Raw genomic sequence first — 23,817 nt, forward strand, 5'->3', positions numbered from 1 at the left:
CCCCGCCGGCCCCGGGGTGCACCACACCCCCCGGGCCCGTCGTCCTTGTCCCGCCCCCCCCGGCTGCTGGGCTGGGGGTGGGGGGCGCCCCCCCAACTCCCCCGCCGGACGACGACGTCTGGACCGTCCCCCTGACGTCTTCCCCTGGAGTCCCTCGTGCCCCGCGGCCTGCTCGCCCTCGCCGTCGGCGCCTTCGGCATCGGGACCACCGAGTTCGTGGTGATGGGCATGCTGCCCGAGATCGCCGACGGACTCGGCGTCTCGGTGTCGGCCGTCGGCCTGCTCATCTCCGCCTACGCCGTCGGCGTCGTCGTCGGCGCCCCGACGCTGACCGCGCTCGGCGTGCGCTTCGCGCCGCGGCAGACGCTGGTCGCCCTGATGGTGGTGTTCACCGTCGGCAACGCGCTGTCGGCGCTGGCGCCCAGCTACGAGCTGCTCGTGGTCGCCCGGGTGCTGACCGCGCTGGCGCACGGCTCGTTCTTCGGGGTCGGCGCGGTCGCCGCCCGCCGGCTGGTGCCGCCCGAGCGGGCCACCGAGGCCATCTCGCTGATGATGGTCGGCCTCACGCTGGCCAACGTGGCCGGCGTCCCGCTGGGGACCTGGGTCGCGCAGCAGGCCGGCTGGCGGGTCGTGCTGGGTGGCGTCGCCGCGCTCGGACTGCTGACCATCGCCGGCCTGCTGGCCTGGCTCCCCCGCGGCGCCGGCGAGCGCGGCGACCTGCGCGCCGAGCTCTCGGCGTTCCGGCGGCCGCGGGTCTGGCTGGTCCTCGGCCTGACCGTGGTCGGGTTCGCCGCGACCTTCGCCGTGTACAGCTACGTGAGCCCGATCCTCACCGACCTGGCCGGGCTGCCGGCCGGCTGGGTGACCCCGGCCCTGGCCGCCTTCGGGGTCGGGACGACGGCCGGCACGCTGCTGGGCGGCCGGTTCGGCGACCGGCTCGGCTTCCCCCTGGTCACCGGCGGCCTGGTCCTGCTGGCCGGCGTCCTGGTGCTGTTCGCCCTGGTCGGCCGCACCCCCGTCGGCGCCGTCGTCCTGCTGGTCGTCTTCGGCGCGGTCGCGTTCGCCATGGGACCGGTGGTGCTCAACGGGGTCATCGAGGCCGCCCGCGTCCGCGGCGGCAGCCTGGTCTCGGCGGCCAACCAGGCCGCGTTCAACGTGGCCAACGCGCTCGGCGCGGCGCTCGGCGCGCTCGTGATCTCCCTGGGCTGGGGCTACACGGCGCCGATGTGGCTGGGCGCCGGGCTGGCGCTGGCCGGCGCCGGGATCGCCGTCGTCGCCGGCCGGGTCGAGCGCCGGGAGTCCGCGCGGGTGGCCACCGACGTGCGGCTGTGGCGCGAGGCGCGGGCCGCCGCCGGAGAGCGCGCCGCCTGAGTCAGGGCGCGGGCTCGGCGTAGCGGGCGACGAGCAGGTCGACGCCGGCGTCCAGCGCGGCCCGGGTGGCGGCGGTGTCCCGGTCAACCAGCCAGCTCGTCGTCGCGCCGTCCACGAGCGCGACCAGCAGCCGGGCCGGCTCGTCGAGGGGCCCGCGCCACGCCGTCCCGGTCAGCGCGGTCGCGCGCTCCAGCAGGGTCGCCGCGGCCGCGGCGTAGGCGCGGTACTGCTCGCGGGCGACCGGCTGCAGCGCCGGGTCGCGCACGGCGTGCAGGGTCAGCTCGAGCATGAGCTGCTCGGCGCCCGGGTCCGCCTGCAGGTGGGCGAGGTACCCGGCGGCGGCCGCCCGCAGGCAGCCGGCCAGCCCGGCGGCCGGGTCCATGCCCGCGGTGGCGGCGGCCAGCTCGCGGCCCACGACCCGGCGGACCAGCTGGCCGAGGAGCTCGTCGCGGGAGGCGAAGGCGTAGTGGAAGCTCGCCAGCGACATGCCGGCCTCGGCGACGACGGCGCGGGTGGTGCCGGCGACGAGGCCGTCGCGGGCCATCACCCGCAGCGCCGCCCCGACCAGCGCCTCCCGCCGGTCGGCGACCGGCAGCCGCGGCACCTCAGGCCCGCCCGAGCACGCGGTCGAGGTGGGCGGTGGCCAGCACGCCCGCGGGGTCGAGCCGCTCGCGCAGGGCGGTGAACTCGCCGAACCGGGGGTAGCGCCCGGCCAGCGCCGCGGCGTCGAGGGAGTGCAGCTTGCCCCAGTGCGGCCGCCCGCCGACCGCACCGGCGATCGCCTCGAAGGCGTCGAAGTACTCCCCCGGCTCGCTGCGCGCCGGCACGTGGACGGCGACGTAGGCGGTGTCGCGGCCGAACGCCGTGGACAGCGGGACGTCGTCGGCCGCGGCCACCCGCACCTCGACCGGGAAGGGCACCCGCCAGTCGCTCGCGTCCACGGTGCGGCGCAGCTGGGCGAGCACCTCCGGGGCCGCCTCGCGCGGGACGGCGTACTCCATCTCCCGGAAGCGCACCCGGCGGCGGGAGACGAACACCCGGTGCGCGGCGTCGGTGTACGTGCGGGCGCCGAGCGCGCCGGCGGAGAACCGGGCGAGCGGACCGACCAGCGCGGGCACCCGGCGGCCGGCGGCGACCACGGCCGCGAGCCCCGCGTTGGCCAGCACCTCGTCGTCCCAGAACGCCCGCAGCCGGGGCAGCGGCGCCACGTCGGCCGGCGGCACGCGGGTGTTGCACTTGGTCAGGCAGCGGTCGGTGTGCGGGAACCAGTAGAACTCGACGTGGTCGGTGGAGCTCATGTAGGCGTCGAAGCGCTCGAGCAGGTCGGGCAGCCGGGCCGCGCCCTCCTCGGCGCGCAGCGCGAACGCCGGCACGGCCTGCAGGGTGACGGTGTCGAGCACGCCCAGCGCGCCGAGGGAGATCCGCGCCGCGGCGAACACCTCGGGGTGCTCCCCGGGCGAGCAGCGCAGCACCTCGCCGCCGGCGGTGACCAGCTGCAGCCCGCGAACCTGGGTGGCCAGGCCGCCGAACGCCGCGCCGGTGCCGTGGGTGCCGGTCGAGAGCGCCCCCGCGACGGTCTGCCGGTCGATGTCGCCGAGGTTGGTCAGCGCCCAGCCGCGGGCGGCCAGCCCGGCGTTGAGCCGGTGCAGCGGCATCCCGGCCTGGACGGTGACCAGGCCGGTCGGGTCGACGTCCAGCAGGGCCGCGTGCCGGTCCAGGGCGAGCCCGAGGTCGTCGGGGCGGCCGACGGCGGTGAAGGAGTGGCCGCTGCCCAGCGGGCGGACCCGCCGGCCGGCCGCCGCAGCGCCGGTGAGCGCCTCGACGATGCCCCCGGTGCCGGCCGGGTGCAGCACGGTCACGCCGTCCGCCCGCTGGTTGCCCGCCCAGTTGCGCCACGTGCCGGTCACGGCGGCAGCCTACTGGGACACTTGACCCAGTTCGGCGCGGCGCAGCATGCTGCGCGACCGTGGACCGCCCCGACAGCAGCGCCGACACCGCCCGGGCCCGGCTGGACGTGGCGACGGCCGACCTCGACCCGCCGCTGGCGGTGCTCGACCTCGACGCCCTGGACGCGAACGCCGCCGACCTCGAGCGCCGGGCCGCCGGGCGCCCCATCCGGGTGGCGAGCAAGTCGGTGCGCAGCCGCCCGGTGCTGCGGCGGGTCCTGGCGCGCCCGGGCTTCGCCGGCGTGCTGGCCTACTCCCTCGCCGAGGCGCTGTGGCTGGCCGGCGGCGAGGACCCGGTGTCGACCGACGTCGTCGTCGGCTACCCGACCGCCGACCGGGTGGCGCTGCGCCGGCTGACCGCCGACCCGACCCTGGCCGCCCGGGTGACGCTCATGGTCGACTCGCCCGACCACCTCGACCTCGTCGACGTCGTCGCGCCGCCCGGCGGCCGGCCCGAGGTGCGGGTCTGCCTCGACCTCGACGCGTCGCTGCGGGTGGCGGGCGGGCGCGTGCACGTCGGCGTCCGCCGCTCGCCGGTGCACACCCCCGGGGAGGCCGCGGCGCTGGCCCGGGCGGTGGCCGCCCGGCGCGGGTTCCGGCTGGTGGGGGTCATGTCCTACGAGGCCCAGGTGGCCGGGGTGCAGGACGCGCCCCCGGGCCGGCCGCTGCGGGGGCTCGCGGTCCGCGGGATGCAGGCGATGTCCGTCCGCGAGGTGGCCGGGCGCCGGGCCGCCGCCGTCGCCGCCGTCCGCGCCGTGGCCCCGCTGGAGTTCGTCAACGGCGGGGGCACCGGCAGCCTTGAGACGACGTCCGCCGACCCGTCGGTGACCGAGGTCGCCGCCGGGTCCGGGCTGTACTCCCCCACGCTCTTCGACGGCTACCGCGCCTTCCGCGGCCGCCCCGCCGCCCTGTTCGCGCTGCCGGTGACGCGCCGCCCGGCACCCGGGACGGTCACCGTCGCCGGCGGCGGGTGGATCGCCTCCGGCCCGGCGGGCGCCGACCGGCTGCCGGTCCCGGTCCACCCGGCCGGGCTGCGGACGGTCGGCACGGAGGGCGTCGGCGAGGTGCAGACGCCGCTGCGCGGGGCGGCGGCCGACGGTCTGGCGATCGGCGACCGGGTGTGGTTCCGGCACGCGAAGGCCGGCGAGCTCGCCGAGCACGTCGACGTCCTGCACACGCTCGCCGGCGACCGGCTGACCGGCGCGTTCGTCACGTACCGCGGCGAGGGCCGCGCGTTCGGGTGAGGCCGCCCCCGCGGCGGCTCGTGCCACGATGGGGGGCGTGACCCGCCCGACCCCGCAGCGCGACGCCATCCGGTTGCTGTTCGAGGGCCTCGACGGCTTCCACAGCGCGCAGGACGTCTACACCCGGCTGCGGTCCACCGGCGGCAAGGTCGGACTCTCCACGGTCTACCGCGCGGTGCAGTCGCTGGCCGACGACGGTGAGCTCGACTCGATCCGCACCGACAGCGGCGAGGCGCTGTACCGCCGGTGCAGCAGCCGGCACCACCACCACCTGGTGTGCCGCTCCTGCGGGCGCACCGTCGAGGTCGAGGGCCCGGCCGTCGAGCGCTGGGCCGACGAGGTGGCCGGCGAGCACGGGTTCGCCGACGTCAGCCACACCCTGGAGATCTTCGGCACCTGCGCCGACTGCCGCGCCGTCGCCAGCTGAGGTCGGGCCGCCCGCTCAGCCCTGCGCGGCGAGGGCGTCGGACAGGGCCCGCAGCTGGGCGAGCTGCCAGTCGACGAACGAGCCGTCGTCGTCGGGCACCGACTCGGTCACCTCGACGACCGGCACGCCGGCCTCCTCGGCGGCCGAGCGCAGCTGCTCGGGGACGCCGCCCTCGGTCTGGGTGTTGTAGACCAGGACGTCGACCTCGCCGGCCTCCAGCGCCGCCTGGAAGTCGGCCACGTCGCCCGGCGCCGGGTCGGTCTCGTTGCTCGCCGCCTCGCGGTACCCCTCGGGCGTGACGTCGGTCAGCCCGATCGCCTCCGCCATGTACGCGAAGACCGACTCCGTGGCCGCGTACGTGCGCCCGCCGGCGGCCGCGCGCAGGGACGCCACCTCGGCGAGGTAGGGCGCGAGCTCCTCCTCCCAGGCGGTCGCCCGGTCGGCGAGGTGGCCGGCCGCGTCGGGTGAGAGCTCGGCGAGCGCGTCGGTCACCGCGCCGGAGGCCTGCTGGACCGCGTCCGGGGAGTACCAGATGTGCGGGTCGACCCCGCCGTGGCCGTGCCCGTCCTCCTCCGCGTGCTCGTCCTCGCCCTCGCTGTGCTCCTCGGCGTCCTCGGCGGTCTCCACGCCCACCACCTCGGCGAGGTCGAGCACCACCGGCGCCGGGTCGATGGCGGCCGCGGCGTCGGCCGCCCAGTGGTCGTAGTCGGCGCCGTTGAGCACGACGAGGTCGGCGTCCTCGAAGGCCGCGATGTCCCCGGTCGAGGGCTCGAAGTCGTGCGGGTCGACGGCGGTCGAGCTGATGACCGTGGTCACCGCGGCGCAGTCGCCGCCGAGGGCCGCGACGACGTCCCCCCACTGACCGACCGACACGACGACGTCGACGACCTCGCCGGGGCAGGCGTCCGCGTCGCCCCCGCTGGTCGTGGGCCCGCCGCCGTCCCCGCCGCACGCGGCGAGGGCGAGGGCGGTGGCCCCGGCGAGGGCGAGGGCGGCGGGGCGGGTGCGGCGGCGCATGGCGGACTCCAGAGCGGGAATGGGAATGATTCTCAACCCCACTATGCCGGACCGCCCGCTGCCCGGCGCAGCCGGCCCGCTCGGCGCCTCAGCGGGTGCGGACCACCCGCGTCTCGTCGAACACCGGCTCGGCCGACTCGTAGACCCGCCCGTCGGCGCCGAAGACCAGGAAGCGGTCGAAGGAGCGGGCGAACCACCGGTCGTGGGTCACCGCCACGACCGTGCCGTCGAAGGCGGCCAGCGCCTCCTCCAGCGACTCGGCGGAGAGCACGTCGAGGTTGTCGGTCGGCTCGTCGAGCAGCAGCAGGGTGGCGCCGGAGAGCTCGAGCATGAGCACCTGGAACCGCGCCTGCTGTCCGCCCGACAGCGTGCGGAACAGCTGGTCGCCCTGGTCGGCCAGCCCGTACCGGCGCAGCGCGGCCATCGCCCGGCCGCGGTCGACGCCCGGCCGGCCGGGCTCGCCGTGCCAGAGCAGGTCCACCGGCGTGCGGTCCAGCCACTCGGGGTGGGCGTGGGTCTGCGCGAACAGCCCGGGGACGACGCGCGCGCCCAGCCGCCACGAGCCCGTGTGCGCGACCTCCTGCCCGGCCAGCAGCCGCAGGAAGTGCGACTTGCCGGCACCGTTGGCCCCCAGCACGCCGACCCGGTCGCCGTACCAGAGCTCCACGTCGAACGGCTGCATCAGGCCGGTGAGCTCGAGCTGGTCGGCCATGACCGCGCGGACGCCGGTCCGCCCGCCGCGCAGCCGCATCGCCACCCTCTGCTCCGGCGGGCGGTCCGGCGGCGGGCCGGCCGCCTCGAACTTGGCCAGCCGGGTCTGCGCCGCGGAGTACCGGCTGGCCATGTCCGGCGAGTTGGCCGCCTGCTGCTGCAGCGTGCGCACGAGGTCGATCAGCCGCTGGTGCTCCTCCTCCCACCGACGGCGCACCTCGGCCAGCCGCTCGTGCCGCGCCGTCCGCGCCTCGGGGTAGCTGGCGAAGCCGCCGCCGTGCACCCACGCCGTCCCGCCCTCGACGGTGACCACCCGGTCGGCCACCCGGGCCAGCAGCTCCCGGTCGTGGCTGACGAACAGCACGGTCTTGCGGGTCTCCAGCAGCCGCTCCTCCAGCCAGCGCTTGCCGGGGACGTCGAGGTAGTTGTCCGGCTCGTCGAGCAGCAGCACCTCGTCGGGCCCGCGCAGCAGCGCCTCGAGCGCCAGCCGCTTCTGCTCGCCGCCGCTGAGCGTGGACAGCTCCCGGTACTTGCACCGGTCGTAGGGGACGCCGAGCGCGGCGACGGTGACCGTGTCCCAGGTGACCTCGGCCTCGTAGCCGCCGGCGTCGCCCCAGGCGGCCAGCGCGTCGGCGTAGGCGAGCTGCGCCGGCTCGTCGTCGGTCTCCATGAGGGTGAGCTCGGCGGCCTCGAGCGCGTCCCAGGCGGCGCGGACGGCGGGCGGCGCGAGGTCGACGAGGAAGCGCTGCACCGTCGTGTCGTCGCGCACCGAGCCGATGAACTGGCGCATGACGCCGAGGCCGCCGGTGCGGGCCACGGCCCCGTCCTCGGGGATCAGGTCGCCGGCGACGATCCGCAGCAGCGTCGTCTTGCCCGCGCCGTTCTCCCCGACCAGCGCGGCGCGGGCGCCCTCGCCCACCCGGAACGACACGTCGTGCAGCAGCACCCGCCCGTCGGACAGGGTGTGCCGGATCCCGCTCACGTCGACGTAGCCCACCCGGACAGTCTCCGGCCCCGGACAACCGGGTTTCAGCCGGTCCGCAGCACCACCTTGCCGACGGCGCGGCGCTGCTCGAGGTCGGCGTGCGCCCGGGCCGCCTCGGCCAGCGGGTACTCCGTGACCAGCGGCCGCCAGGCGCCGGCGGCCACCCGCTCCAGGGCGCGGCGGGCGAGGCCGGGGACGCCGCCGGGCAGCGCGGCCATCCGCGGCCCGAGCGACCAGCCGGCGGTGATCCCGAGCCGGACGACGTCGCCGGTGTCGAACCGCGTCGGCGCTCCTGCCGAGTACCCGAACAGCACCAGCCGGCCGCCGGGGCGCAGCAGCTCGAGGGCACAGCGCCCCACCGCGCCGCCCACCCCGTCGTAGACCAGCGTCACCCCGCCGGTCTCCTGCCGGATCCGCGCGTCCCAGCCCGGCTCCCGGTAGTCGACGGCGAGGTGGGCGCCCAGCTCGGCCAGCCGGGCCACCTTCTCCGCACCGCCGGCCGCGGCGACGACGGTGGCCCCGGCCGCCCGGGCCGCCTGCACCAGCAGCCAGCCCATCCCGCCGGCCGCCGACGGCACGAGGACGACGTCGCCGGCGGACGGCGGCTCCAGCTCCAGCACGCCCAGCGCCGTGCGGCCGGTGCCGACCGCGGCGACCGCCTCGGCCGCGCCGACCCCGTCGGGGAGGGCGAACAGCTGCCCGTCGACGGCGGTGACCGCCTGCTCGGCGTAGCCGCCGGGGACCGGCCCGAGGTGGGCGACCACGCGGCGGCCGAGCCAGCCCGGGTCCACGCCGTCCCCCAGGTCGTCGACCACGCCGGCCACCTCGCGGCCGGGGACGGTGGGGAGCTCCGGCAGCGGCAGCGTCACCGGTCCCGGATCGCCGCGGCGCAGGGTCGTGTCCACCAGGTGGACGCCGGCCGCCTCCACCGCGATGCGGACCTGGCCGGGGCCGGGCGTCAGGTCGGGCAGCTCGTCGAGGACCAGGCGGTCGGGGCCGCCGAACTCGTGCAGTCGGATGGCTCGCATGCCCGTGAGGCAACCGCCTCACGTGCGCTCGAGGTCAAGCGCTCAGGTCGGTCGTCTGCAGCCGGGTGCGGGCGAGGCGCTCCACCAGCTCGGGCAGCGCGGTCGTGGGGACGCCGCTGAGGTCGCGGCGGCAGCTGCGGACGACGGTGCCGATCACCTGCGGGCGCAGTTGCGTGCGGAACTCCTCGGTCAGCCGGACGACCGCCTGGTCGATCGCTTCGTCGTCGGGGGTCCGCGCGAGGGCCTGGGTCAACACTGCTCCTTCGTGCCGGGCCGCCGGATCTGTGGTCCCCGTGATCCGGCGCGGCCATACGGTGCCTCGGCGGCACGTCGCGGACCAGGGACCAAGGGCCCGGCGGCGGCTCAGCCCGCGAAGTAGGCGTTCGATCCCCCGCGTGTCGCCGCCAGCGCGTCGCGGACCAGGGCCGCGAGCTCGTCGGCGTCCACCCGGTCCAGGGACGGGAAGCGGATGCAGCTCCTGCCGCAGGACACCCTCCCCAGCCGGGCGGCCCGGGCCTCGGCGATGTACTCCCCGTCGACGACGGCGCACACGTAGAGCGACAGGTGCCGCTTCTGCGCGGCGAGGGCGATCAGCGGCCAGGTGGTCGCCACCTTCGCCGACCGCGGCTTGTACGGCATGAGCCCGTAGCCGAGCACCCGGCCGCTGCCGGCGGGCACCAGCTGCCGATCGATGCCGGGGGCCGCCGCGGTGACCAGCGCGTCGACCCGGCGCAGCTCGGCCTCGCGGTCGCCCGCGGCGGCGAACCACTCCTCGATCTCGTCGGTCGGCATCGCGGCCTCCTCAGCCCAGCACGAGGGCCAGCGCCGTGAGCACCGCCGCGAGCAGCATCACCACCACGACGACGGCAGCGACGACCCTGCGGCGCCGCTCGGCGTCCCGGCCGCCCGCGCCCCCCATCCCCATCACGGTCGGCACGCTACTGCGGCGCACCGACGGTCAGGCCGGTCGGCGACCCGACAGCAGGGTGTCCAGGGCGGTGCCGGCCGGCGTCTCTCGGGTCACCTGGGCCAGCCGGTCGACGTCCAGGAGGGCCGCCACCGGGGCGAACCGGTCGACGCTGTGCAGGATCGCCGGCTCCTGCGGGCCGCCGACGCCGCGCTCGACGTTGTCGACGTCGTGGCCGAGCACGAGCAGCCGCCCGCCGGGGGCCAGCCAGCCGACCGCGCGCACCAGCAGGTCCTCCAGGTCCGGCGGCGGCAGGTGCAGGTAGGCGACGAGGACCAGGTCCACCGGCCCGCCGGGCCCCGGCCAGGCGAGGACGTCGGCGGTCACCCACTCGACCCGCTCGGCGCCGGGCCGCTCGCGGCCGCGGGCCAGGCCCGTGGCCGCGAAGTCGACGGCGGTCACCCGCCAGCCGCGGTCGGCCAGCCACAGCGCGTGCCGGCCCTCCCCCGCCGCGAGGTCCACCGCCGTCCCCGGGGGCTCGCCGGCCAGCAGCTCGGCCACCAGGGCGTTCGGCTCGCCGGACCACTGCTGGCGCTCGGCGTATCGGGCGTCCCAGGCGTGCGCGTCCACGCGCCGATCCTGGCAGGGGCGCTCCGCGGTGCGCGCCGTCGCCGCCGGCGGCATCGTGACGGGGGTGGCCGCCCCTCCGCCGACCGTCACGCTGGTCCCCTTCGAGCCGGAGCTGCTGCTCGCCGTCCTCCCCTGGTTCGACCACCCCGAGGTGCAACGCCGCCTCGGGGACCGCACCTGGCCGGAGCGCGAGCTCGCGCTGCGCCTGGGCACGCCCCCGTTCGCGGAGTTCCGCGGCCGCCGGGTGCTGCGCTCGCAGACGTTCGTGGCGCTGGACGGCGACGGGCGGCCGGTCGCCCAGGTCGGCGGGGACGTCTACGACCGCTGGACGACGTGGGACCCGGCCGCCGAGCGGGTCACCGGTACCGACCCGCGCCGCAGCATGGGCGCGGCCTACGTCGTCGACCCGGCGCGGTGGGGGCAGGGGTACGGCCGGGCCACCCTCGGCGCCCTGGTCGGCGCCCCCGAGACCGCCGACGTCGAGCTGTTCGTGCTCGGCATCGACCCCGACAACACCGCCAGCCTGCGGGCGGCAGCCGGCGCCGGGTTCACCCCGCTGACGACCGAGCCGGACGCCGAGGACATGGTCTACGTGCAGCTGGCCAGGTGTTCCGGAGCGTCGGAGCCTGCTGCCACGCTGCCGGCATGACGACGACGCCCCGGCCGGTCGAGCCGCGGGAGCTGGCCCTCCTCCGCCTGGTCGCCCAGCGGCTGGCCGGCCCGCCGGCCGCGGACGCCGCCGACGCCGTCCGCGGTCTGCTGTGCGCCCAGGGGCAGGACCTGCCGGGGGCGCTGACGTCGGTGGCGCTGCGGACCCGGGACCGCTCGCTCGCCGGGGTGCGGGCCGCGCTCGACGCCGGCGCGGTCGTGCGGTCGTGGCCGATGCGGAGCACCCTGCACCTGGTCCCGGCCGAGGAGCTGCACTGGCTGCTGGAGCTGTGCGGGCCGCGGGTGCTGGCCGGCGCGGCCAAGCGGCGGGCCACCCTGGGCATCACCGAGGCGGAGGTCGACCGGGCCCGCGAGCGGGCGGTGGCCGCCCTGTCGGGGGGCCGCCGGCTGGGCCGCGCCGCGCTGCTGGCGGCGATCGGCGAGGCCGTCGACGTGAGCGGGCAGCGCGGCTACCACCTGCTCTGGTACACCGCGCAGACCGGCACCACCTGCCTGGGCCCGATGGACGGCGGCGACCAGTGCTTCGTGCTGCTCGACGAGTGGGTGCCCGCGCCGCGCCGGCTGGCCGGGGAGGAGGCGCTGGCCGAGCTGGCCCGCCGCTACCTCACCGGCCACGGCCCGGCGACCGATGCCGACCTCGCCCGCTGGGCCGGGCTGACGCTGCGCGACGTGCGGGCGGGCATCGCCGCCGTCCGCGCCGAGCTGGCCGCGGTCGAGGTGGACGGGCGGGAGCTGCTGATGGCCCCCGACCTGCCCGACCGGCTGGCCGCCTGCCGCGCCGAGGTGGAGGACGCCGTGCTGCTGCTGCCCGGCTTCGACGAGTTCGTGCTCGGCTACGCCGACCGCACGTGCGCGGTGCCCGAGGAGTTCGCGCAGCGCATCGTGCCGGGCAACAACGGCATGTTCCGCTCGACGGTCGTGCACGGCGGCCGGGTGGTCGGCGTGTGGCGGTGGAAGGGCAGCGGCGCGCGGCGGGCGCCGGCCCCCGAGCCGTTCACCACCTTCCCGGAGCGGGTGGCCGAGGCGATCCCCGAGGTGGCGACCGCCCTCCCCTGACGTGCGGCCGGCCGCGTCCCCGGAGGAGGGTGGAGGCCATGGAGTACACGCGTCTGGGCGGCACGGGCCTCGAGGTCTCGCGGATCTGCCTGGGGATGATGAGCTTCGGCGACCCGCAGCGGGGCAACCACCCGTGGAGCCTGCCGGAGGAGGACAGCCGCCGGCTCATCGAGAAGGCGCTCGCCGCGGGGATCAACTTCCTCGACACCGCCAACGTCTACTCGGCCGGCTCCAGCGAGGAGATCACCGGCCGGGCGATCCGGGACCTCGCCGACCGCGAGGACGTCGTCCTCGCGACCAAGGTGCACGGCCGGATGCGCCCGGGTCCCAACGGCGCCGGGCTCTCCCGCAAGGCGATCCTGGCCGAGCTCGACGCCTCGCTGCGGCGGCTGGGCACCGACTACGTCGACCTGTACCAGATCCACCGCTGGGACCCGCGCACGCCGATCGAGGAGACGCTGGAGGCGCTGGACTCCGCCGTCCGCTCGGGCAAGGTGCGCTACCTGGGCGCCTCGTCGATGTGGGCGTGGCAGTTCAGCAAGGCGCTGTACACCGCCGGCGAGCACGGCTGGCACCGCTTCGTCTCCATGCAGGACCACTACAACCTGCTCAACCGCGAGGAGGAGCGGGAGATGCACCCGCTCTGCGCCGACCAGGGCATCGGGGTCATCCCGTGGAGCCCGCTGGCCCGGGGCCGGCTCACCCGCGACTGGGACGAGGCGACCGCGCGGTCGGAGACCGACGAGTTCGGCCGCCGGCTGTACGACGAGACCGCCGACCGCGCCGTCGTCGAGCGGGTCGCCGAGGTCGCGGCCGCCCGCGGCGTCCCCCGGGCGCAGGTGGCGCTGGCCTGGGTGCTGTCCAAGCCGGTGGTGACCGCCCCGATCGTCGGCGTCACGAAGGACGCCCACCTCGACGACGCGGTCGCCGCCGTCGACCTGGAGCTCACCGACGAGGAGGTCGCGCGGCTCGAGGAGCCCTACCGGCCGCACGAGGTGGTCGGCTTCTGAGCCGCCGGTCTCAGGCGGCGGGCACGGCGCGGGGCAGGTCCGTCACGCCGACGGCCGCGCAGGCGTCGGCCACGTCGTCCAGCCGGGCGGTGTAGTCGGCGTAGCGCAGGGCGTACTCCTGCGGCGACTCCGGCGCGAAGGTCAGCAGCGCGGCCGCGGGCAGCAGCCGGAAGACCAGCGAGTCGAGGGGCTCACCGAGGGCGAGGGCCTCCCGGGCGTCCAGCAGCGCGCGCACCTGGGCGGCGCGGACGGCGTCGTCGGCCGCCGGCGCGGTCGGGGTCAGCGCGGCGGCCACCGGCGTCAGCAGGCCGATCAGCGCGCGGCAGTCCGCCGGGTCGGCGGGGCCGGCGGTGTCCGCGGCGGCCGGCGGGCCGGCCTCGGCGGACGTCGGGGCCGGGTCGTCGAGCACGGCGTCGGCCACCACGTAGACGACCAGCCCGACGATCCCGAGCACCAGGGCGGCGATCCCCGCCACGACCGCCAGCTGTGCGCGCGGGCCCAGCACCTCAGCGGGAGAACAGCCGGGCGAAGAAGCCCTTCTTCGCCGGCTCCCAGCCGGCGGAGGCGAGCAGGTCGAACAGCGGCTGCTTGATCCGCGAGGTCTCGAACGAGTAGCTCCAGGTGGAGCCCTCCTCGCCGTGCGAGTTCGCGCGCAGCGCGATGCCCCCGCCCCACTGCTTGCCGACGCTCTTGCCCTTGAACAGGTCCTTCTGCCCGGAGAAGCCGATCGTCCCGTCCCGGCGCAGGCCGCCCTCGGTCTCGCTCTCGGCCTTGCGCTCGACGAAGTCGTAGGTGCCGGCCGCCTCGTCGAGGGTGACGGTGATCGCGTAGTCCTTGTCGATCGTCCCGCCGGACACGAGGTTGGTGTAGCTGACGTCGGCGATGTCCCAGGTGCCGGTCACCTGGTTGCCCTGGCAGGTGTAGCGGAACGGCTGGCCGGGCGGGTTGAGCTCGGCGGCGATGCGGGCGCAGGTCTCGGCGATGCTGGGCACGGGGAACACCTCGGGCGGTTCGGGGGCGGACGGCGCAGGAGTGTGACCGACGCCGTCCGCCCGCGCCAGGGACCGCCGCGCGGCGGGCCCGGCGAGCTCAGAGCCGACCGGCCAGCTCCTCCAGGTCGTCGAGCACGAGGCCGGCGCCCAGCGGGCCGAGGCCCAGGAACCAGCGGTCGTCGTCGACGGCGAACGCGTGCCCGTCCTGCACGGCCTGCAGCGACTGCCACAGCGGGCCGGCCACGACCTGCTCGGCCGCTCCGGCTCCGTCGTCGCCGTACCCGGACCAGAAGAGCAGGTCCCCGTCGGCCTGGCCGACCTGCTCGGGCCCGACGGCGACGAACGTCTCGTCGACCTGCTGCACCGCCGGACGGGCGAAGCCGACGTCGGCCAGCACCGTGCCGATGAACGAGCCCGTGCCGTAGAGCCGCACCGAGGTCGCGTCGATGAACCGCGCGACGCTCACCTCCGTCGCGGCCGGGTCGCCGAAGCCGGCGCCCACGTCGGCGGCGCGGGCCTCGTACTCCGCGAGCAGCGCCTCGGCCTGCTCGGTCCGGCCCAGCGCCTCGCCCGCCAGGAGCAGGTTCTCCTTCCAGGTCTCGCCGACGTGCTCGGCCATGACGGTCGGCGCGATCCCGCTCAGCTGGTCGTACAGCGCCTCGTGGCGGACGACGTTGGACAGGACGAGGTCCGGCTCCAGCGCCGCGATGGCCTCGAGGTCGGGCTCGGCGATGGTGCCGACGTCCCCGATGTCCGCCGGGTCGACCCCGGCGTCCTCGACGAACCCGGGCAGCTCCGCGCTGACGTCGGTCCGCACCGCGCCGACCGGGGTCAGGCCCAGCGCCAGGACGGCGTCCAGCTCGCCGGTGTCGAGGACCACCACCCGCTCGGGCGTCCCCTCGATCTCCGCCGTCCCCAGGGCGTGCTCGACCTGCCGGACGTCGGCCGCCGCCGCGCCCTCCTCGTCGGCCTCGGCGTCCCCGCCGCACCCGGCCAGCGCCAGCGTCGTCCCCAGCACCGCCCCGAGCACCCCGGCCCGGCGCCCCTGCCCTCGTCCCTGCACGTCGTCCTCCTCCCGGCGTCGCACCGTCGCGACACCGGGAGGCAACTTAGGGCAGCCTGCCCTCAGCTGATCATGCGGGGTTGGCCGGCTCCGCGCGCTCCACGACGAACACGGGGATGACCCGGTCGGTCTTCTCCTGGTACTCCGCATAGGGCGGGTAGGCGGCGACCGCCCGCTCCCACCACTGGGCCTTCTCCTCGCCGGTCACCTCGCGCGCGACGCCGTCCCACGGCTCCGGCCCGTCCTGCACCGTCACCTGGTCCGGGTGCGCGCGCACGTTGGCCACCCACGCCGGGTCCTCCGGCGCGCCGCCCTTGGAGCCGACCATCGCGTAGGCGCCCTCGTGCTCGACGCGCATCAGCGCCTGCTTGCGGACCTTCCCGCTCGTCGCCCCGCGCGTGCTGAAGATGCAGACCGGCAGGCCGGTGTCCAGCAGCGTGTCGGCCTCCCGGCCCCCGGTCGCCTCGTAGCGCTCGACCTGCTCGCGCACCCAGGCCTCGGGGCTCGGCTCGTACTCACCCTCCAACGGCATGCCCCGAACCTAGGCCGGTCAGCGGTCCCCGGCTCGGTGGGCGGGCCAGGCCGCGGTGTGGTCGATGGTGTGCGGCACGAAGAAGCTGAGGTTGTCGGTGACCAGGCCGTCGCTCTCCCGGATGCCCAGCCCGGCGGGCTCGCCGTCGACCACCCACGCGCCGAGCACGGGGTGGTGCGGCCCGTCCACGCCGGTGAAGTCGGGCAGCGGGGCGAACTCCTGGACGACGAAGCCCTCGGTGCCGTAGCGCCCCGGCATCTCGACGGCGACCTGCCCGTCGCGCACGATCGCGACGTTGGCCCCCTCCCGCCCCCACAGCGGCTTGCGCACGTAGGTCCGCCACGACGCGGGCATCTCGTCGGCGAAGTAGGCCGGCAGCAGCAACGGGGAGAGCGCGGGGTCGCTGCCGAACATCTGCCACAGCACCGGCAGCAGCGCCTTGGTGCTCCACAGCATCTTGTAGGCCGGCTCCACCCACGTGGTGCCGCCCGGTCGGGCGGCATCGGCGAGGACGGCCGGGCCGAACTCGTCCTCGATCAGCCACTCCCAGGGGTAGAGCTTGAAGACGACGTCGAGGTGGCGGCCCTGCTGGTCGTAGAACCGGCCGTCGCCGTCGTCGAGCACGATGTCCTCGACCACCAGCTCGACGGCCTCGTAGCCGGCCTGGACGACCGTGTCCATGAGGTAGGCGACGGTCATCCGGTCCTCGCCGGACCGCTCCTCGCTGGTCCAGGCCAGGTGCACCCGCGGCCGGAGGCCGGTGCGCCGCTCCCAGCGCAGCAGGTTGCGCTGCCAGGCGGCGACGAGCGTCTCGTGCAGGGCGTTCCACTGGTCGGCGCCCTGGCCGGTGAACAGGTGCCAGTTCCACTGGGTGACGGCGGACTCGACCAGGCCGGTGGGGGTGTCGGCGTTGAACTCGAGCAGCCGGGGCGGGCCGGTGCCGTCGTAGCGCAGGTCGAACCGGCCGTAGACGCTCGGCGGCTCGGCCTCCCACGTGCGGCGGATCTCCGGCCGGGCGATCGGCGGGATGCCCATCCGGTCGAACAGGTCCCGCTCGATCACGTGGTCGCCGGCGGCCTCGCACATCTGGAACAGCTGGGCCACCCAGCCCTCGAGGCGCTGGACCTCGGCCATCGTGAAGTCGTAGAACGGCCCCTCGCGCCAGTAGCTGCGCACCTCGCCGCCGGCCAGGTGGGTCCGGTTGTAGACCAGGCCCTGGGCCTCGATCTCGGCCTCCCAGCCGGGCCGGACGACGCCGCCCTCGATGCGCCTCAACTGCCCCCGCCGGTGCCCGCGCGCCCGCCGGTGCCCGACCCGATGCCCCCGCTCACCCGGGTGCCGCCGGTGACCTTCCCGCTCGCCGGGAGGCCGGCGTTGCGGCGGGCGGTGGCGTCCCGCGGGTCGATGCGGGTGCCGCCGCCGGGCAGCACGGTGCCGACGGGGAGGCCGCGGCCGAAGCCGCCGACGTAGAGGAAGAACAGCCCGCCGCCGGAGTAGCCGTCGTCGCAGAAGTCGTCGTCGACGATCTCGCCGTCCTCGTTCGTGCAGTAGGCGACCTGCTCGTCGTCGTCGTCGTCCACCCCGCAGGCGGAGAGGAACCCGGTCGCCGCGGTCGCCAGCACCGTCGTCGTCAGGGCGCTCTTGACGCGGTTGGAGACCGCCACGGAACCTCCAGGCTCGTCGGGACTGCCCCGACCCTAGAGGACGGTCCCCCGCCGTCCCGCCCCTCGCGCGCGGCCCCGGCGACCGGGCCGGGATACCGTCGCGCGGTGGCCGAGCCGACCGATGGGGCAGCAGCGGCAGCGGGGCGGATCGCCGCGGGGTACGCGACCACCGGTCCGGCCCTGGAACTGGGGGCGGTGGTGCTCGACGGCCGCCCGCACCCGGCCGCCCAGGTCCGCGTCCCGCTCGCCGTGCTCAACCGGCACGGGCTCATCGCGGGCGCGACCGGCACCGGCAAGACCAAGACGCTGCAGCTGATGGCCGAGCAGCTCTCGGCGGCCGGCGTCCCGGTGGTCGTGGCCGACCTCAAGGGCGACCTCGCCGGCCTGGCCCGGCCCGGGGCCGACGGCGACCGCGTCCGGGCGCGGGCCGCGGCGACCGGCGACCCCTGGACGCCGGCCGGCTGCCCCGTCGAGTACCTGGCCCTGGGCGGGCTGGGCACCGGCGTCCCGGTGCGCGCGACGGTCACCGACTTCGGCCCGGTCCTGCTGGCCAAGGTGCTCGACCTCAACGCCACCCAGGAGAGCTCGCTCGGGCTGGTCTTCCACCACGCCGACGCCGCCGGCCTCCCGCTGCTGGACCTGGCCGACCTGCGCGCCGTGCTCACCTGGCTGACCAGCAAGGCCGGCAAGGCCGACCTCGAGGGGCTGGGCGGACTGTCGAAGGCGACCGCCGGGGTCATCCTGCGAGAGCTGGTGGCGCTGGAGGACCTCGGCGGCGACGTCTTCTTCGGCGAGCCCGCGTTCGAGCCGGCCGACCTGCTCCGCGCCGCGCCCGACGGCCGCGGGGTGATCAGCGCGGTCGAGCTGCCCGCGATCCAGGACCGCCCGGCGCTGTTCTCCACCTTCCTCATGTGGCTGCTGGCCGAGCTGTTCGAGGAACTGCCCGAGGTCGGCGACCTCGACCAGCCGCGGCTGGTGTTCTTCCTCGACGAGGCACACCTGCTGTTCACCGGCGCGAGCAAGGCCTTCCTCGAGGCGGTCACCCAGACCGTGCGGCTGATCCGCTCCAAGGGCGTCGGCGTCTTCTTCGTGACGCAGAACCCCACCGACGTCCCGCGGGCGGTCCTCGCCCAGCTGGGCAACCGGGTGCAGCACGCGCTGCGCACGTTCACCCCGGAGGACGCCGACGCGCTGGCCGGGACGGTGCGGACGTTCCCGCGGAGCGAGGACTACGACATCGCGACCCTGCTGACCTCGCTCGGCACCGGCGAGGCCGCGGTCACCGTGCTCTCCGAGCGGGGCGCCCCCACCCCGGTGGCCTGGACCGTGCTGCGGGCGCCGCGGTCGCACATGGGCACCGTCGAGGCGGCCGAGCTCGCCGCCGCCGTGGCGGCCTCGCCGCTTCAGGCGCGGTACGGCACCGCAATCGACCGCGAGTCGGCCCGCGAGCTGCTGGCCGCCCGGCTCGCGCCGCCGCCCCCGCCTCCCCCGGCCCCGGCCCCGGAGCCGGTGCCGGTGCCGGTGCCGCCGCTGCCCAGCCCGTGGCCGGAGACGGAGCCGCCGCCGGAGCCGCCGCGCCGGCGGCGGGCGGACCGCGGCGAGGACCTGCTCACCGGCGCGCTGGGCTCGTTCGCCCGCTCGGTCGGGACGGCGCTCGGGCGGGAGATCACCCGCGGGTTGTTCGGCACCCGGCGGCGGCGCCGCCGCTGAGCTCCGGTCGTCGGCGGGCGGGCGCGGGCCAGCGGCGTTAACGTGCCGCTGCCGTCCCGCTTCCCCATCCGGAGGCCTCGATGACCGACAAGCAGCCCCCCGAGATCGCGCAGGTCGCGGCCGAGACCGGGGCGAAGAAGGTCCACCGGACATGGGACCGGGTGCTGGTCAGCGCCTTCCTCGCCGGCGCCTACATCGCCTTCGGCGCGATGGTGGCGATCACGGTCTCCTCCGGCCTGGACCCGGAGACCTGGGGGACGTTGCCCACGCTCTGGACGGGGGCGGCGTTCACCCTCGGCCTGGTGCTCGTCCTCATCGCCGGCTCGGACCTGGCGACGGGCAACATGATGCTGGTCCCGCTGGGTGCGATGCAGGGCCGGGTCACGGTGAACGACGTCGCGCGCAACCTCACCCTGGTGCTGCTGGGCAACCTGCTCGGCGCGCTCTTCGTCGCCTACTTCCTCGCGGTGTCCACCGGGGTCATCGGCGACGCGGACAGCTCGGGCGCCGCCGGGCTGACCTTCGACCGGCTGGCCCAGATCGCCGAGGGCAAGACCTCCGGCCACACCGCCTGGGAGATCTTCCTGCGCGGCGTGGGCTGCAACTGGCTGGTCTGCCTCGCCGTGTGGATGTCGCTGTCGGCCTCGACCATCCAGGGGAAGATCCTGGCGATCTTCTTCCCGATCATGGCGTTCGTCGCGATGGGCTTCGACCACGTCGTCGCCAACATGTTCTTCCTCCCGGCCGCGATCTTCGCCGGCGTCCCGGACGTCGGCTGGGGTGACGCCCTGCTCAACTGGCTGCTGGCGGGCGCCGGCAACCTGATCGGCGCGGTGGTCTTCGTGTCCACCTCCTACTGGTTCCTCTTCCTGCGGGACCGGCCGGCCGCCGCCCCGGCGCACGGCGGCGAGGCGGCCGAGCGCGCATGACCGCGGCCCGGCCGGGGCAGTGCCCGGGCCGGGCGGCACCGATCCGGGTGCCCGACGGCGAGAGGGCGGCGGGCGGATGAGGTACCGCGAGAGCGGGCGGCTGGACACCTCGGGCGTGCAGGACCGCCGCGGCATGGGCGGCGGGCGGGGCCTGGCGGTCGGCGGCGGCGGGCTGGGCCTGGTCGGCGTCCTCGTCCTGGTGCTGTTCCAGGTGCTCGGCGGCGGGGGCGGCGCCGGGGCCGGGGCGGCGCTGGGCCAGCTCGGCTCGCTCGGCGAGGGCCAGACCGCCGACAACCGGCAGCTGTCCGAGCAGTGCCAGACCGGCGCCGACGCCAACGAGTCGGTCGACTGCGCCGTCGTCGCCGACGTCGAGTCGATCCAGGACTACTGGTCCGGGGTGCTCGGCGACCGGTACGTGCCGACCGAGACGGTGTTCTTCTCCGGCTCGGTGCAGACCAGCTGCGGCGGGGCGACCAGCGGCTCCGGCCCGTTCTACTGCCCGGCCGACCAGCTCGTGTACATCGACCTGTCGTTCTTCGACCAGCTGCAGCAGCAGTTCGGCGCCGAGGGCGGCCTGTTCGTGAACGCCTACGTCATCGCGCACGAGTACGGCCACCACGTGCAGAACCTGCTGGGCACCAACCGGCAGGTCACCCCGGGCGAGACCGGCCCGGCGAGCGGCACCGTGCGGCTGGAGCTGCAGGCCGACTGCTACGCCGGAGCGTGGGCCAACCACGCCGAGACGGTCCCCGACGACTCCGGCGAGCCGCTCATCGCCGAGATCACCCAGGACGACATCGACCGCGCGCTGGACGCCGCGGGCCGGATCGGCGACGACTTCATCCAGCGGGAGCTCGGCGGCGGGACGGTCGACCAGGACGCCTTCACCCACGGGTCGTCGGAGCAGCGGCAGCGCTGGTTCACCACCGGCTACGAGACCGGCGACCCCGAGCAGTGCGACACCTTCGCAACCGACGACCTGGGCTGAGCGCCCGCCACCGCTCGCCCTCACCCGGCAGCGCTGCCCTCACCGCGCGGCGCGACGACAGCGCTGCCGGGTGACGGCCGGCCGTCCCCCGGGGGCCGCGCAGGAGGCCGCGCACGCGCACACGAGGATGACGGCGTGGCGGAGACCTTCACGACGGAGCACCTGACCCTCACGGACGACGGCCTGGGGTCCGGCGTCGCCGTCCTCACCATCGACCGGCCGGCCAAGCGCAACGCCCTCACCGCGGGCATGTGGCGCGACCTGCCGGCGGTGCTCGCCGGGCCCGCCGCCGACCCCGCCGTCCGGGTGCTGGTCGTGACCGGCGCCGGCAGCAGCTTCTGCGCCGGCGCCGACATCGCCGACCTGCTCGGCGGCCCGGACGAGCACGACCCGATGGCCGCGCTGCGCCGGGACAACCTGGCCGCGCAGGCCGCGCTGCGCGCGTTCCCCAAGCCGACCGTCGCGATGGTCCGCGGGCACTGCATCGGCGGCGGGGTGGAGCTCGCGACCTGCTGCGACCTGCGCTTCGCCGACGACACGGCGGTGTTCGGGGTGACCCCCGCCAAGGTGGGCATCGTCTACACGCCGGAGTCGACGAAGACGCTGCTGGACCTGGTCGGCCCCGGCCTGACCCGCTACCTGCTGTTCAGCGGCGAGCTGGTGGACGCGCCGGCCGCGTTGCGCGCCGGGCTGGTCGACCGGCTGCTGCCGCCCGGGGAGCTCGAGCCCGAGGTGCGCCGCTTCGCCGGCGTCCTGGCGGAGCGCTCGGCGCTCACCCAGCGGTCGACCAAGGAGGTCGTGTCCGCCCTGCTCGCCGGCGGGGACGGCCGGCCCGAGGCCGCCCGCTGGTACCGCGAGACCATCGCCGCCGGCGAGCTGGCCGAGGGCGTGGCGGCGTTCGGCGAGCGCCGCTCCCCCGCCTTCCCCTGGCGCGGCTGAGCCGGCTCAGGCCGACAGGCTCTGCTCCTCGGCCTCGACCGCGGCGTTCCACTCCGGCTTCTCCGCCTGCCAGCGGTCCTCGGTGCGGCCGATCCGCCAGTACCCCGACACCGACAGCTGCTCGCGCGGGACGGCGAGGGTGCCGCGCAGCCAGCGGCGGAGCTCGCGCACCGCGCCGGCCTCGCCGTGCACGAACGCCTGCACTGTGCCCTCGGGCAGCGGCGCGCTGAGCACGGCGGCGACCAGCGCGGTCCCGGGGGCGCCGGACCCGCGGTGCACCCAGGTGAGCTCCGCGCCCTCGGGCAGCGGCAACCGCTGCTCCTCGTCGGCGTCGGCCACCTCGACGAAGGCCAGCGCGCGGGCGCCGGCGGGCAGCCGCTCGAGCGAGGCCGCGATCGCCGGCAGCGTGGACTCGTCGCCGACCAGCAGGTGCCAGTCGACGTCGGCGCCGGGGGTGTAGGCCCCGCCCGGGCCGAAGAGGACCACCGCGTCGCCCGGCTGCGCCGACGACGCCCACGGCCCGGCCAGCCCCTCGTCGCCGTGCGTGACCACGTCGAGGGTCAGCTCGCCGGCCGCCTCGTCCCAGCGCCGGACGGTGTAGGTGCGGGTGCACGGCCAGAACTCCCGCGGCTGCTCGGCCTGGACCTCGTCCGGGTCGAACGGCGCCGCGTAGGGGGCGCCGCGCGGCGGGAGCACGAGCTTGACGTAGGAGTCGGTGTGCTCGGGCGCGAACCCGGCCAGGCCCTCACCGCCGAGCACCACCCGGACCAGGTGCGGCGTGACCCGCTCGGTGCGGGCCACGGTGGCCTGACGGGCGACGCGGCGACGGCGCGGGGTGGGGTCGGCCATGGAGAACTCCAGTCGGGGTAGGGAAGGCTCACCTTACTCCGCTTGCGGATCTTCCCCGTCCGCCTCGCTGTTTCGGGCGATCTTCGGCGGGTATCGGCAGACCCGCAGGCCGGTGGCCCCACTCAGACACGGTGGGCAGCCGGTCCGGCGCCCACCGCGGGGTCGCCGGACGGGCCGCCCACACCGCTCCGAGGCCGCGTCGACGCGGCCCGCTGGAGCCTGACTGCGGGTCCGCACGGACGCGGCCGGCCGCGTGCTCCGACCGAGGGTCGCCGTGCGGTCGAGCAGCGCAGATCCCCTGACCACCATCGCCGAGGAGGACCGATGACCCACTCCATCGACACCCCGTTCCCGCCGCCCCCGTCCCCGGGGACCGGCGCCACCAGCCCCACGGCCGGCGGCTCGCCGTCGACCACGGACGTCGCCAAGGACGAGGCGCGCAACGTCTCCCAGACCGCCGCGCAGAGCGCCGGCCAGGTCGCCTCGACCGCGGCCGACCAGGCCAAGGAGGTCGTGCAGGAGACCAAGGCGCAGGCCCAGGACGTCCTGGCCCAGGGCCGCGACCAGCTGCGGCAGCAGGTCGTCTCCCAGCAGCAGAAGGCCGGGCAGGGCCTGGCCGGCCTCGCCGACGCGCTGCGCGGGATGGCCGACGGCAACGCCCCCGCCCCCGGCCCGGCCGCCGACCTGGTGAAGCAGGGCGCGAGCAGCCTCCAGCAGTTCGCCGACGCCCTCCAGAACCGGGAGCCGGCCGACCTGCTCGACGAGGTCCGCCGCTTCGCCCGCCGCAAGCCCGGCACCTTCCTGCTCGGCGCGGCCCTCGCGGGCGTCGTCGCCGGCCGGCTGACCAGCGGCGTCAAGGCGGCGCACACCGACTCCGGGCCCAGCTCGTCGTCCGGGACCTACCGGACCCAGGCCAACTACGTCGACCCGGCCCCGGCCTACGGCTACGGCGAGACCGCCGGCGTCTACAGCGAGTCGACCACGGGCTACGGGACCTCCACCTACGGGACCGAGACCTACGGCACCACCACCGGTGCCCCGGTACCGCCGCCGCCGTACGGCACGGTCCCGCCGGCCGGCAGCGCCGTCCCGCCGACCACGCCCGCCGGCTGGGACGACCCGGCCCGTCGCCCGGGTGGGGTGGTCTGAG

The 23,817-nt window shown here is 76.4% G+C and carries 27 protein-coding genes; 11 read left to right on the forward strand and 16 right to left on the reverse strand.

Annotated elements, in window-relative coordinates:
* Positions 1-156: 156 nt before the first annotated feature.
* Entirely contained in the window at positions 157-1,371 is a 1,215-nt protein-coding gene (locus ACI79F_RS20915) for an MFS transporter (RefSeq protein WP_456544521.1), read from the forward strand.
* Position 1,372: 1 nt separating this feature from the next.
* On the opposite strand, the gene ACI79F_RS20920 is transcribed toward ACI79F_RS20915, so the two are convergent.
* Positions 1,373-1,975 (reverse strand): TetR/AcrR family transcriptional regulator, encoded by a 603-nt coding sequence (locus tag ACI79F_RS20920; protein ID WP_456544520.1) that lies wholly within the window; start codon positions 1,973-1,975, stop codon positions 1,373-1,375.
* Position 1,976: 1 nt separating this feature from the next.
* Positions 1,977-3,278, reverse strand: a complete 1,302-nt coding sequence (locus ACI79F_RS20925; protein WP_456544519.1) for a D-arabinono-1,4-lactone oxidase — start codon at positions 3,276-3,278, stop codon at positions 1,977-1,979.
* Positions 3,279-3,337: 59 nt separating this feature from the next.
* Here ACI79F_RS20925 and ACI79F_RS20930 point away from each other — a divergent pair, with 59 nt between their 5' ends.
* Both ACI79F_RS20930 and ACI79F_RS20935 read left to right on the forward strand, forming a co-directional pair.
* Positions 3,338-4,561 carry an amino acid deaminase/aldolase gene (locus ACI79F_RS20930; RefSeq protein ID WP_456544518.1) on the forward strand — a complete coding sequence of 408 codons (1,224 nt, stop codon included), beginning with the start codon at positions 3,338-3,340 and terminating at the stop codon, positions 4,559-4,561.
* A 37-nt stretch (positions 4,562-4,598) separates the two neighbouring features.
* Entirely contained in the window at positions 4,599-4,988 is a 390-nt protein-coding gene (locus ACI79F_RS20935) for a Fur family transcriptional regulator (protein ID WP_456544517.1), read from the forward strand.
* A 15-nt stretch (positions 4,989-5,003) separates the two neighbouring features.
* Here ACI79F_RS20935 and ACI79F_RS20940 read toward each other — a convergent pair whose 3' ends face one another.
* The 7 genes from ACI79F_RS20940 to ACI79F_RS20970 form a co-directional block, all read right to left on the reverse strand.
* The gene (locus ACI79F_RS20940; RefSeq protein ID WP_456544516.1) at positions 5,004-6,005 is read right to left on the reverse strand and encodes a metal ABC transporter solute-binding protein, Zn/Mn family; all 1,002 of its coding nucleotides are present in this window, start codon (positions 6,003-6,005) and stop codon (positions 5,004-5,006) included.
* Positions 6,006-6,093: 88 nt separating this feature from the next.
* Positions 6,094-7,713, reverse strand: a complete 1,620-nt coding sequence (locus ACI79F_RS20945; protein WP_456544515.1) for an ABC-F family ATP-binding cassette domain-containing protein — start codon at positions 7,711-7,713, stop codon at positions 6,094-6,096.
* A gap of 32 nt (positions 7,714-7,745) precedes the next feature.
* Positions 7,746-8,729, reverse strand: coding sequence for a zinc-binding dehydrogenase (locus ACI79F_RS20950; protein ID WP_456544514.1), 984 nt, complete (start codon positions 8,727-8,729; stop codon positions 7,746-7,748).
* Between the two features lie 34 nt (positions 8,730-8,763).
* A complete protein-coding gene (locus ACI79F_RS20955) occupies positions 8,764-8,982 on the reverse strand; it encodes a three-helix bundle dimerization domain-containing protein (protein ID WP_456544513.1) in 219 nt (72 codons plus the stop codon).
* Positions 8,983-9,092: 110 nt separating this feature from the next.
* Positions 9,093-9,521, reverse strand: a complete 429-nt coding sequence (locus ACI79F_RS20960) for a DUF1801 domain-containing protein (protein WP_456544512.1) — start codon at positions 9,519-9,521, stop codon at positions 9,093-9,095.
* Between the two features lie 10 nt (positions 9,522-9,531).
* The gene (locus ACI79F_RS20965; RefSeq protein WP_456544511.1) at positions 9,532-9,657 is read right to left on the reverse strand and encodes a hypothetical protein; all 126 of its coding nucleotides are present in this window, start codon (positions 9,655-9,657) and stop codon (positions 9,532-9,534) included.
* Between the two features lie 30 nt (positions 9,658-9,687).
* The gene (locus ACI79F_RS20970) at positions 9,688-10,266 is read right to left on the reverse strand and encodes a class I SAM-dependent methyltransferase (protein ID WP_456544510.1); all 579 of its coding nucleotides are present in this window, start codon (positions 10,264-10,266) and stop codon (positions 9,688-9,690) included.
* A gap of 64 nt (positions 10,267-10,330) precedes the next feature.
* Here ACI79F_RS20970 and ACI79F_RS20975 point away from each other — a divergent pair, with 64 nt between their 5' ends.
* From ACI79F_RS20975 to ACI79F_RS20985, 3 genes are read left to right on the forward strand one after another with little or no spacing between them, the layout of a single operon-like run.
* A complete protein-coding gene (locus tag ACI79F_RS20975) occupies positions 10,331-10,915 on the forward strand; it encodes a GNAT family N-acetyltransferase (RefSeq protein ID WP_456544509.1) in 585 nt (194 codons plus the stop codon).
* Positions 10,912-11,991: a winged helix DNA-binding domain-containing protein gene (locus tag ACI79F_RS20980; RefSeq protein ID WP_456544508.1), complete on the forward strand. Its 1,080-nt coding sequence runs from the start codon at positions 10,912-10,914 to the stop codon at positions 11,989-11,991. Before ACI79F_RS20975 ends, ACI79F_RS20980 begins: the two co-directional genes overlap by 4 nt.
* Positions 11,992-12,029: 38 nt before the next feature.
* Entirely contained in the window at positions 12,030-13,001 is a 972-nt protein-coding gene (locus ACI79F_RS20985) for an aldo/keto reductase (protein WP_456544507.1), read from the forward strand.
* A gap of 10 nt (positions 13,002-13,011) precedes the next feature.
* On the opposite strand, the gene ACI79F_RS20990 is transcribed toward ACI79F_RS20985, so the two are convergent.
* From ACI79F_RS20990 to ACI79F_RS21015, 6 genes are all read right to left on the reverse strand, one after another.
* The gene (locus ACI79F_RS20990) at positions 13,012-13,476 is read right to left on the reverse strand and encodes a hypothetical protein (protein WP_456544506.1); all 465 of its coding nucleotides are present in this window, start codon (positions 13,474-13,476) and stop codon (positions 13,012-13,014) included.
* 31 nt (positions 13,477-13,507) lie between these two features.
* Complete coding sequence (locus tag ACI79F_RS20995; RefSeq protein WP_456544505.1) at positions 13,508-13,993, reverse strand: hypothetical protein; 486 nt, start codon at positions 13,991-13,993, stop codon at positions 13,508-13,510.
* Positions 13,994-14,090: 97 nt separating this feature from the next.
* Positions 14,091-15,056, reverse strand: coding sequence for an ABC transporter substrate-binding protein (locus ACI79F_RS21000; protein WP_456544504.1), 966 nt, complete (start codon positions 15,054-15,056; stop codon positions 14,091-14,093).
* 70 nt (positions 15,057-15,126) lie between these two features.
* Positions 15,127-15,588, reverse strand: coding sequence for a nitroreductase family deazaflavin-dependent oxidoreductase (locus ACI79F_RS21005; RefSeq protein ID WP_456544503.1), 462 nt, complete (start codon positions 15,586-15,588; stop codon positions 15,127-15,129).
* An 18-nt stretch (positions 15,589-15,606) separates the two neighbouring features.
* On the reverse strand, positions 15,607-16,863 hold the full coding sequence (locus ACI79F_RS21010) for a glutathionylspermidine synthase family protein (protein ID WP_456544502.1): 1,257 nt from the start codon (positions 16,861-16,863) through the stop codon (positions 15,607-15,609).
* A complete protein-coding gene (locus ACI79F_RS21015) occupies positions 16,860-17,252 on the reverse strand; it encodes a hypothetical protein (protein ID WP_456544501.1) in 393 nt (130 codons plus the stop codon). Before ACI79F_RS21015 ends, ACI79F_RS21010 begins: the two co-directional genes overlap by 4 nt.
* A 105-nt stretch (positions 17,253-17,357) precedes the next feature.
* Here ACI79F_RS21015 and ACI79F_RS21020 point away from each other — a divergent pair, with 105 nt between their 5' ends.
* From ACI79F_RS21020 to ACI79F_RS21035, 4 genes are all read left to right on the forward strand, one after another.
* Entirely contained in the window at positions 17,358-18,962 is a 1,605-nt protein-coding gene (locus tag ACI79F_RS21020) for a helicase HerA-like domain-containing protein (RefSeq protein WP_456544500.1), read from the forward strand.
* 80 nt (positions 18,963-19,042) lie between these two features.
* Positions 19,043-19,891 (forward strand): formate/nitrite transporter family protein, encoded by an 849-nt coding sequence (locus ACI79F_RS21025; RefSeq protein ID WP_456544499.1) that lies wholly within the window; start codon positions 19,043-19,045, stop codon positions 19,889-19,891.
* Between the two features lie 76 nt (positions 19,892-19,967).
* Positions 19,968-20,879 carry a KPN_02809 family neutral zinc metallopeptidase gene (gene ypfJ, locus ACI79F_RS21030; protein ID WP_456544498.1) on the forward strand — a complete coding sequence of 304 codons (912 nt, stop codon included), beginning with the start codon at positions 19,968-19,970 and terminating at the stop codon, positions 20,877-20,879.
* Positions 20,880-21,014: 135 nt separating this feature from the next.
* Positions 21,015-21,818, forward strand: a complete 804-nt coding sequence (locus ACI79F_RS21035; protein WP_456544497.1) for an enoyl-CoA hydratase/isomerase family protein — start codon at positions 21,015-21,017, stop codon at positions 21,816-21,818.
* A 6-nt stretch (positions 21,819-21,824) separates the two neighbouring features.
* Here ACI79F_RS21035 and ACI79F_RS21040 read toward each other — a convergent pair whose 3' ends face one another.
* Positions 21,825-22,667, reverse strand: coding sequence for a siderophore-interacting protein (locus ACI79F_RS21040; protein WP_456544496.1), 843 nt, complete (start codon positions 22,665-22,667; stop codon positions 21,825-21,827).
* Positions 22,668-22,991: 324 nt separating this feature from the next.
* Here ACI79F_RS21040 and ACI79F_RS21045 point away from each other — a divergent pair, with 324 nt between their 5' ends.
* Positions 22,992-23,816: a hypothetical protein gene (locus ACI79F_RS21045; protein WP_456544495.1), complete on the forward strand. Its 825-nt coding sequence runs from the start codon at positions 22,992-22,994 to the stop codon at positions 23,814-23,816.
* The last annotated feature ends 1 nt before the right edge of the window (position 23,817 follow it).

The organism is Blastococcus sp. SYSU D00868 (genome assembly GCF_054050575.1).

Excerpts from the sequence above, each read along its gene's own strand:
- ACI79F_RS21045 (WP_456544495.1), top strand. The coding sequence starts at position 22,992 with ATGACCCACTCCATCGACACCCCGTTCCCGCCGCCCCCGTCCCCGGGG.
- ACI79F_RS20960 (WP_456544512.1), bottom strand. The coding sequence starts at position 9,521 with ATGCCGACCGACGAGATCGAGGAGTGGTTCGCCGCCGCGGGCGACCGC.
- ACI79F_RS20985 (WP_456544507.1), top strand. The coding sequence starts at position 12,030 with ATGGAGTACACGCGTCTGGGCGGCACGGGCCTCGAGGTCTCGCGGATC.
- ACI79F_RS20980 (WP_456544508.1), top strand. The coding sequence starts at position 10,912 with ATGACGACGACGCCCCGGCCGGTCGAGCCGCGGGAGCTGGCCCTCCTC.
- ACI79F_RS20940 (WP_456544516.1), bottom strand. The coding sequence starts at position 6,005 with ATGCGCCGCCGCACCCGCCCCGCCGCCCTCGCCCTCGCCGGGGCCACC.
- ACI79F_RS21040 (WP_456544496.1), bottom strand. The coding sequence starts at position 22,667 with ATGGCCGACCCCACCCCGCGCCGTCGCCGCGTCGCCCGTCAGGCCACC.
- ACI79F_RS21025 (WP_456544499.1), top strand. The coding sequence starts at position 19,043 with ATGACCGACAAGCAGCCCCCCGAGATCGCGCAGGTCGCGGCCGAGACC.
- ACI79F_RS20950 (WP_456544514.1), bottom strand. The coding sequence starts at position 8,729 with ATGCGAGCCATCCGACTGCACGAGTTCGGCGGCCCCGACCGCCTGGTC.
- ypfJ (WP_456544498.1), top strand. The coding sequence starts at position 19,968 with ATGAGGTACCGCGAGAGCGGGCGGCTGGACACCTCGGGCGTGCAGGAC.
- ACI79F_RS21005 (WP_456544503.1), bottom strand. The coding sequence starts at position 15,588 with ATGCCGTTGGAGGGTGAGTACGAGCCGAGCCCCGAGGCCTGGGTGCGC.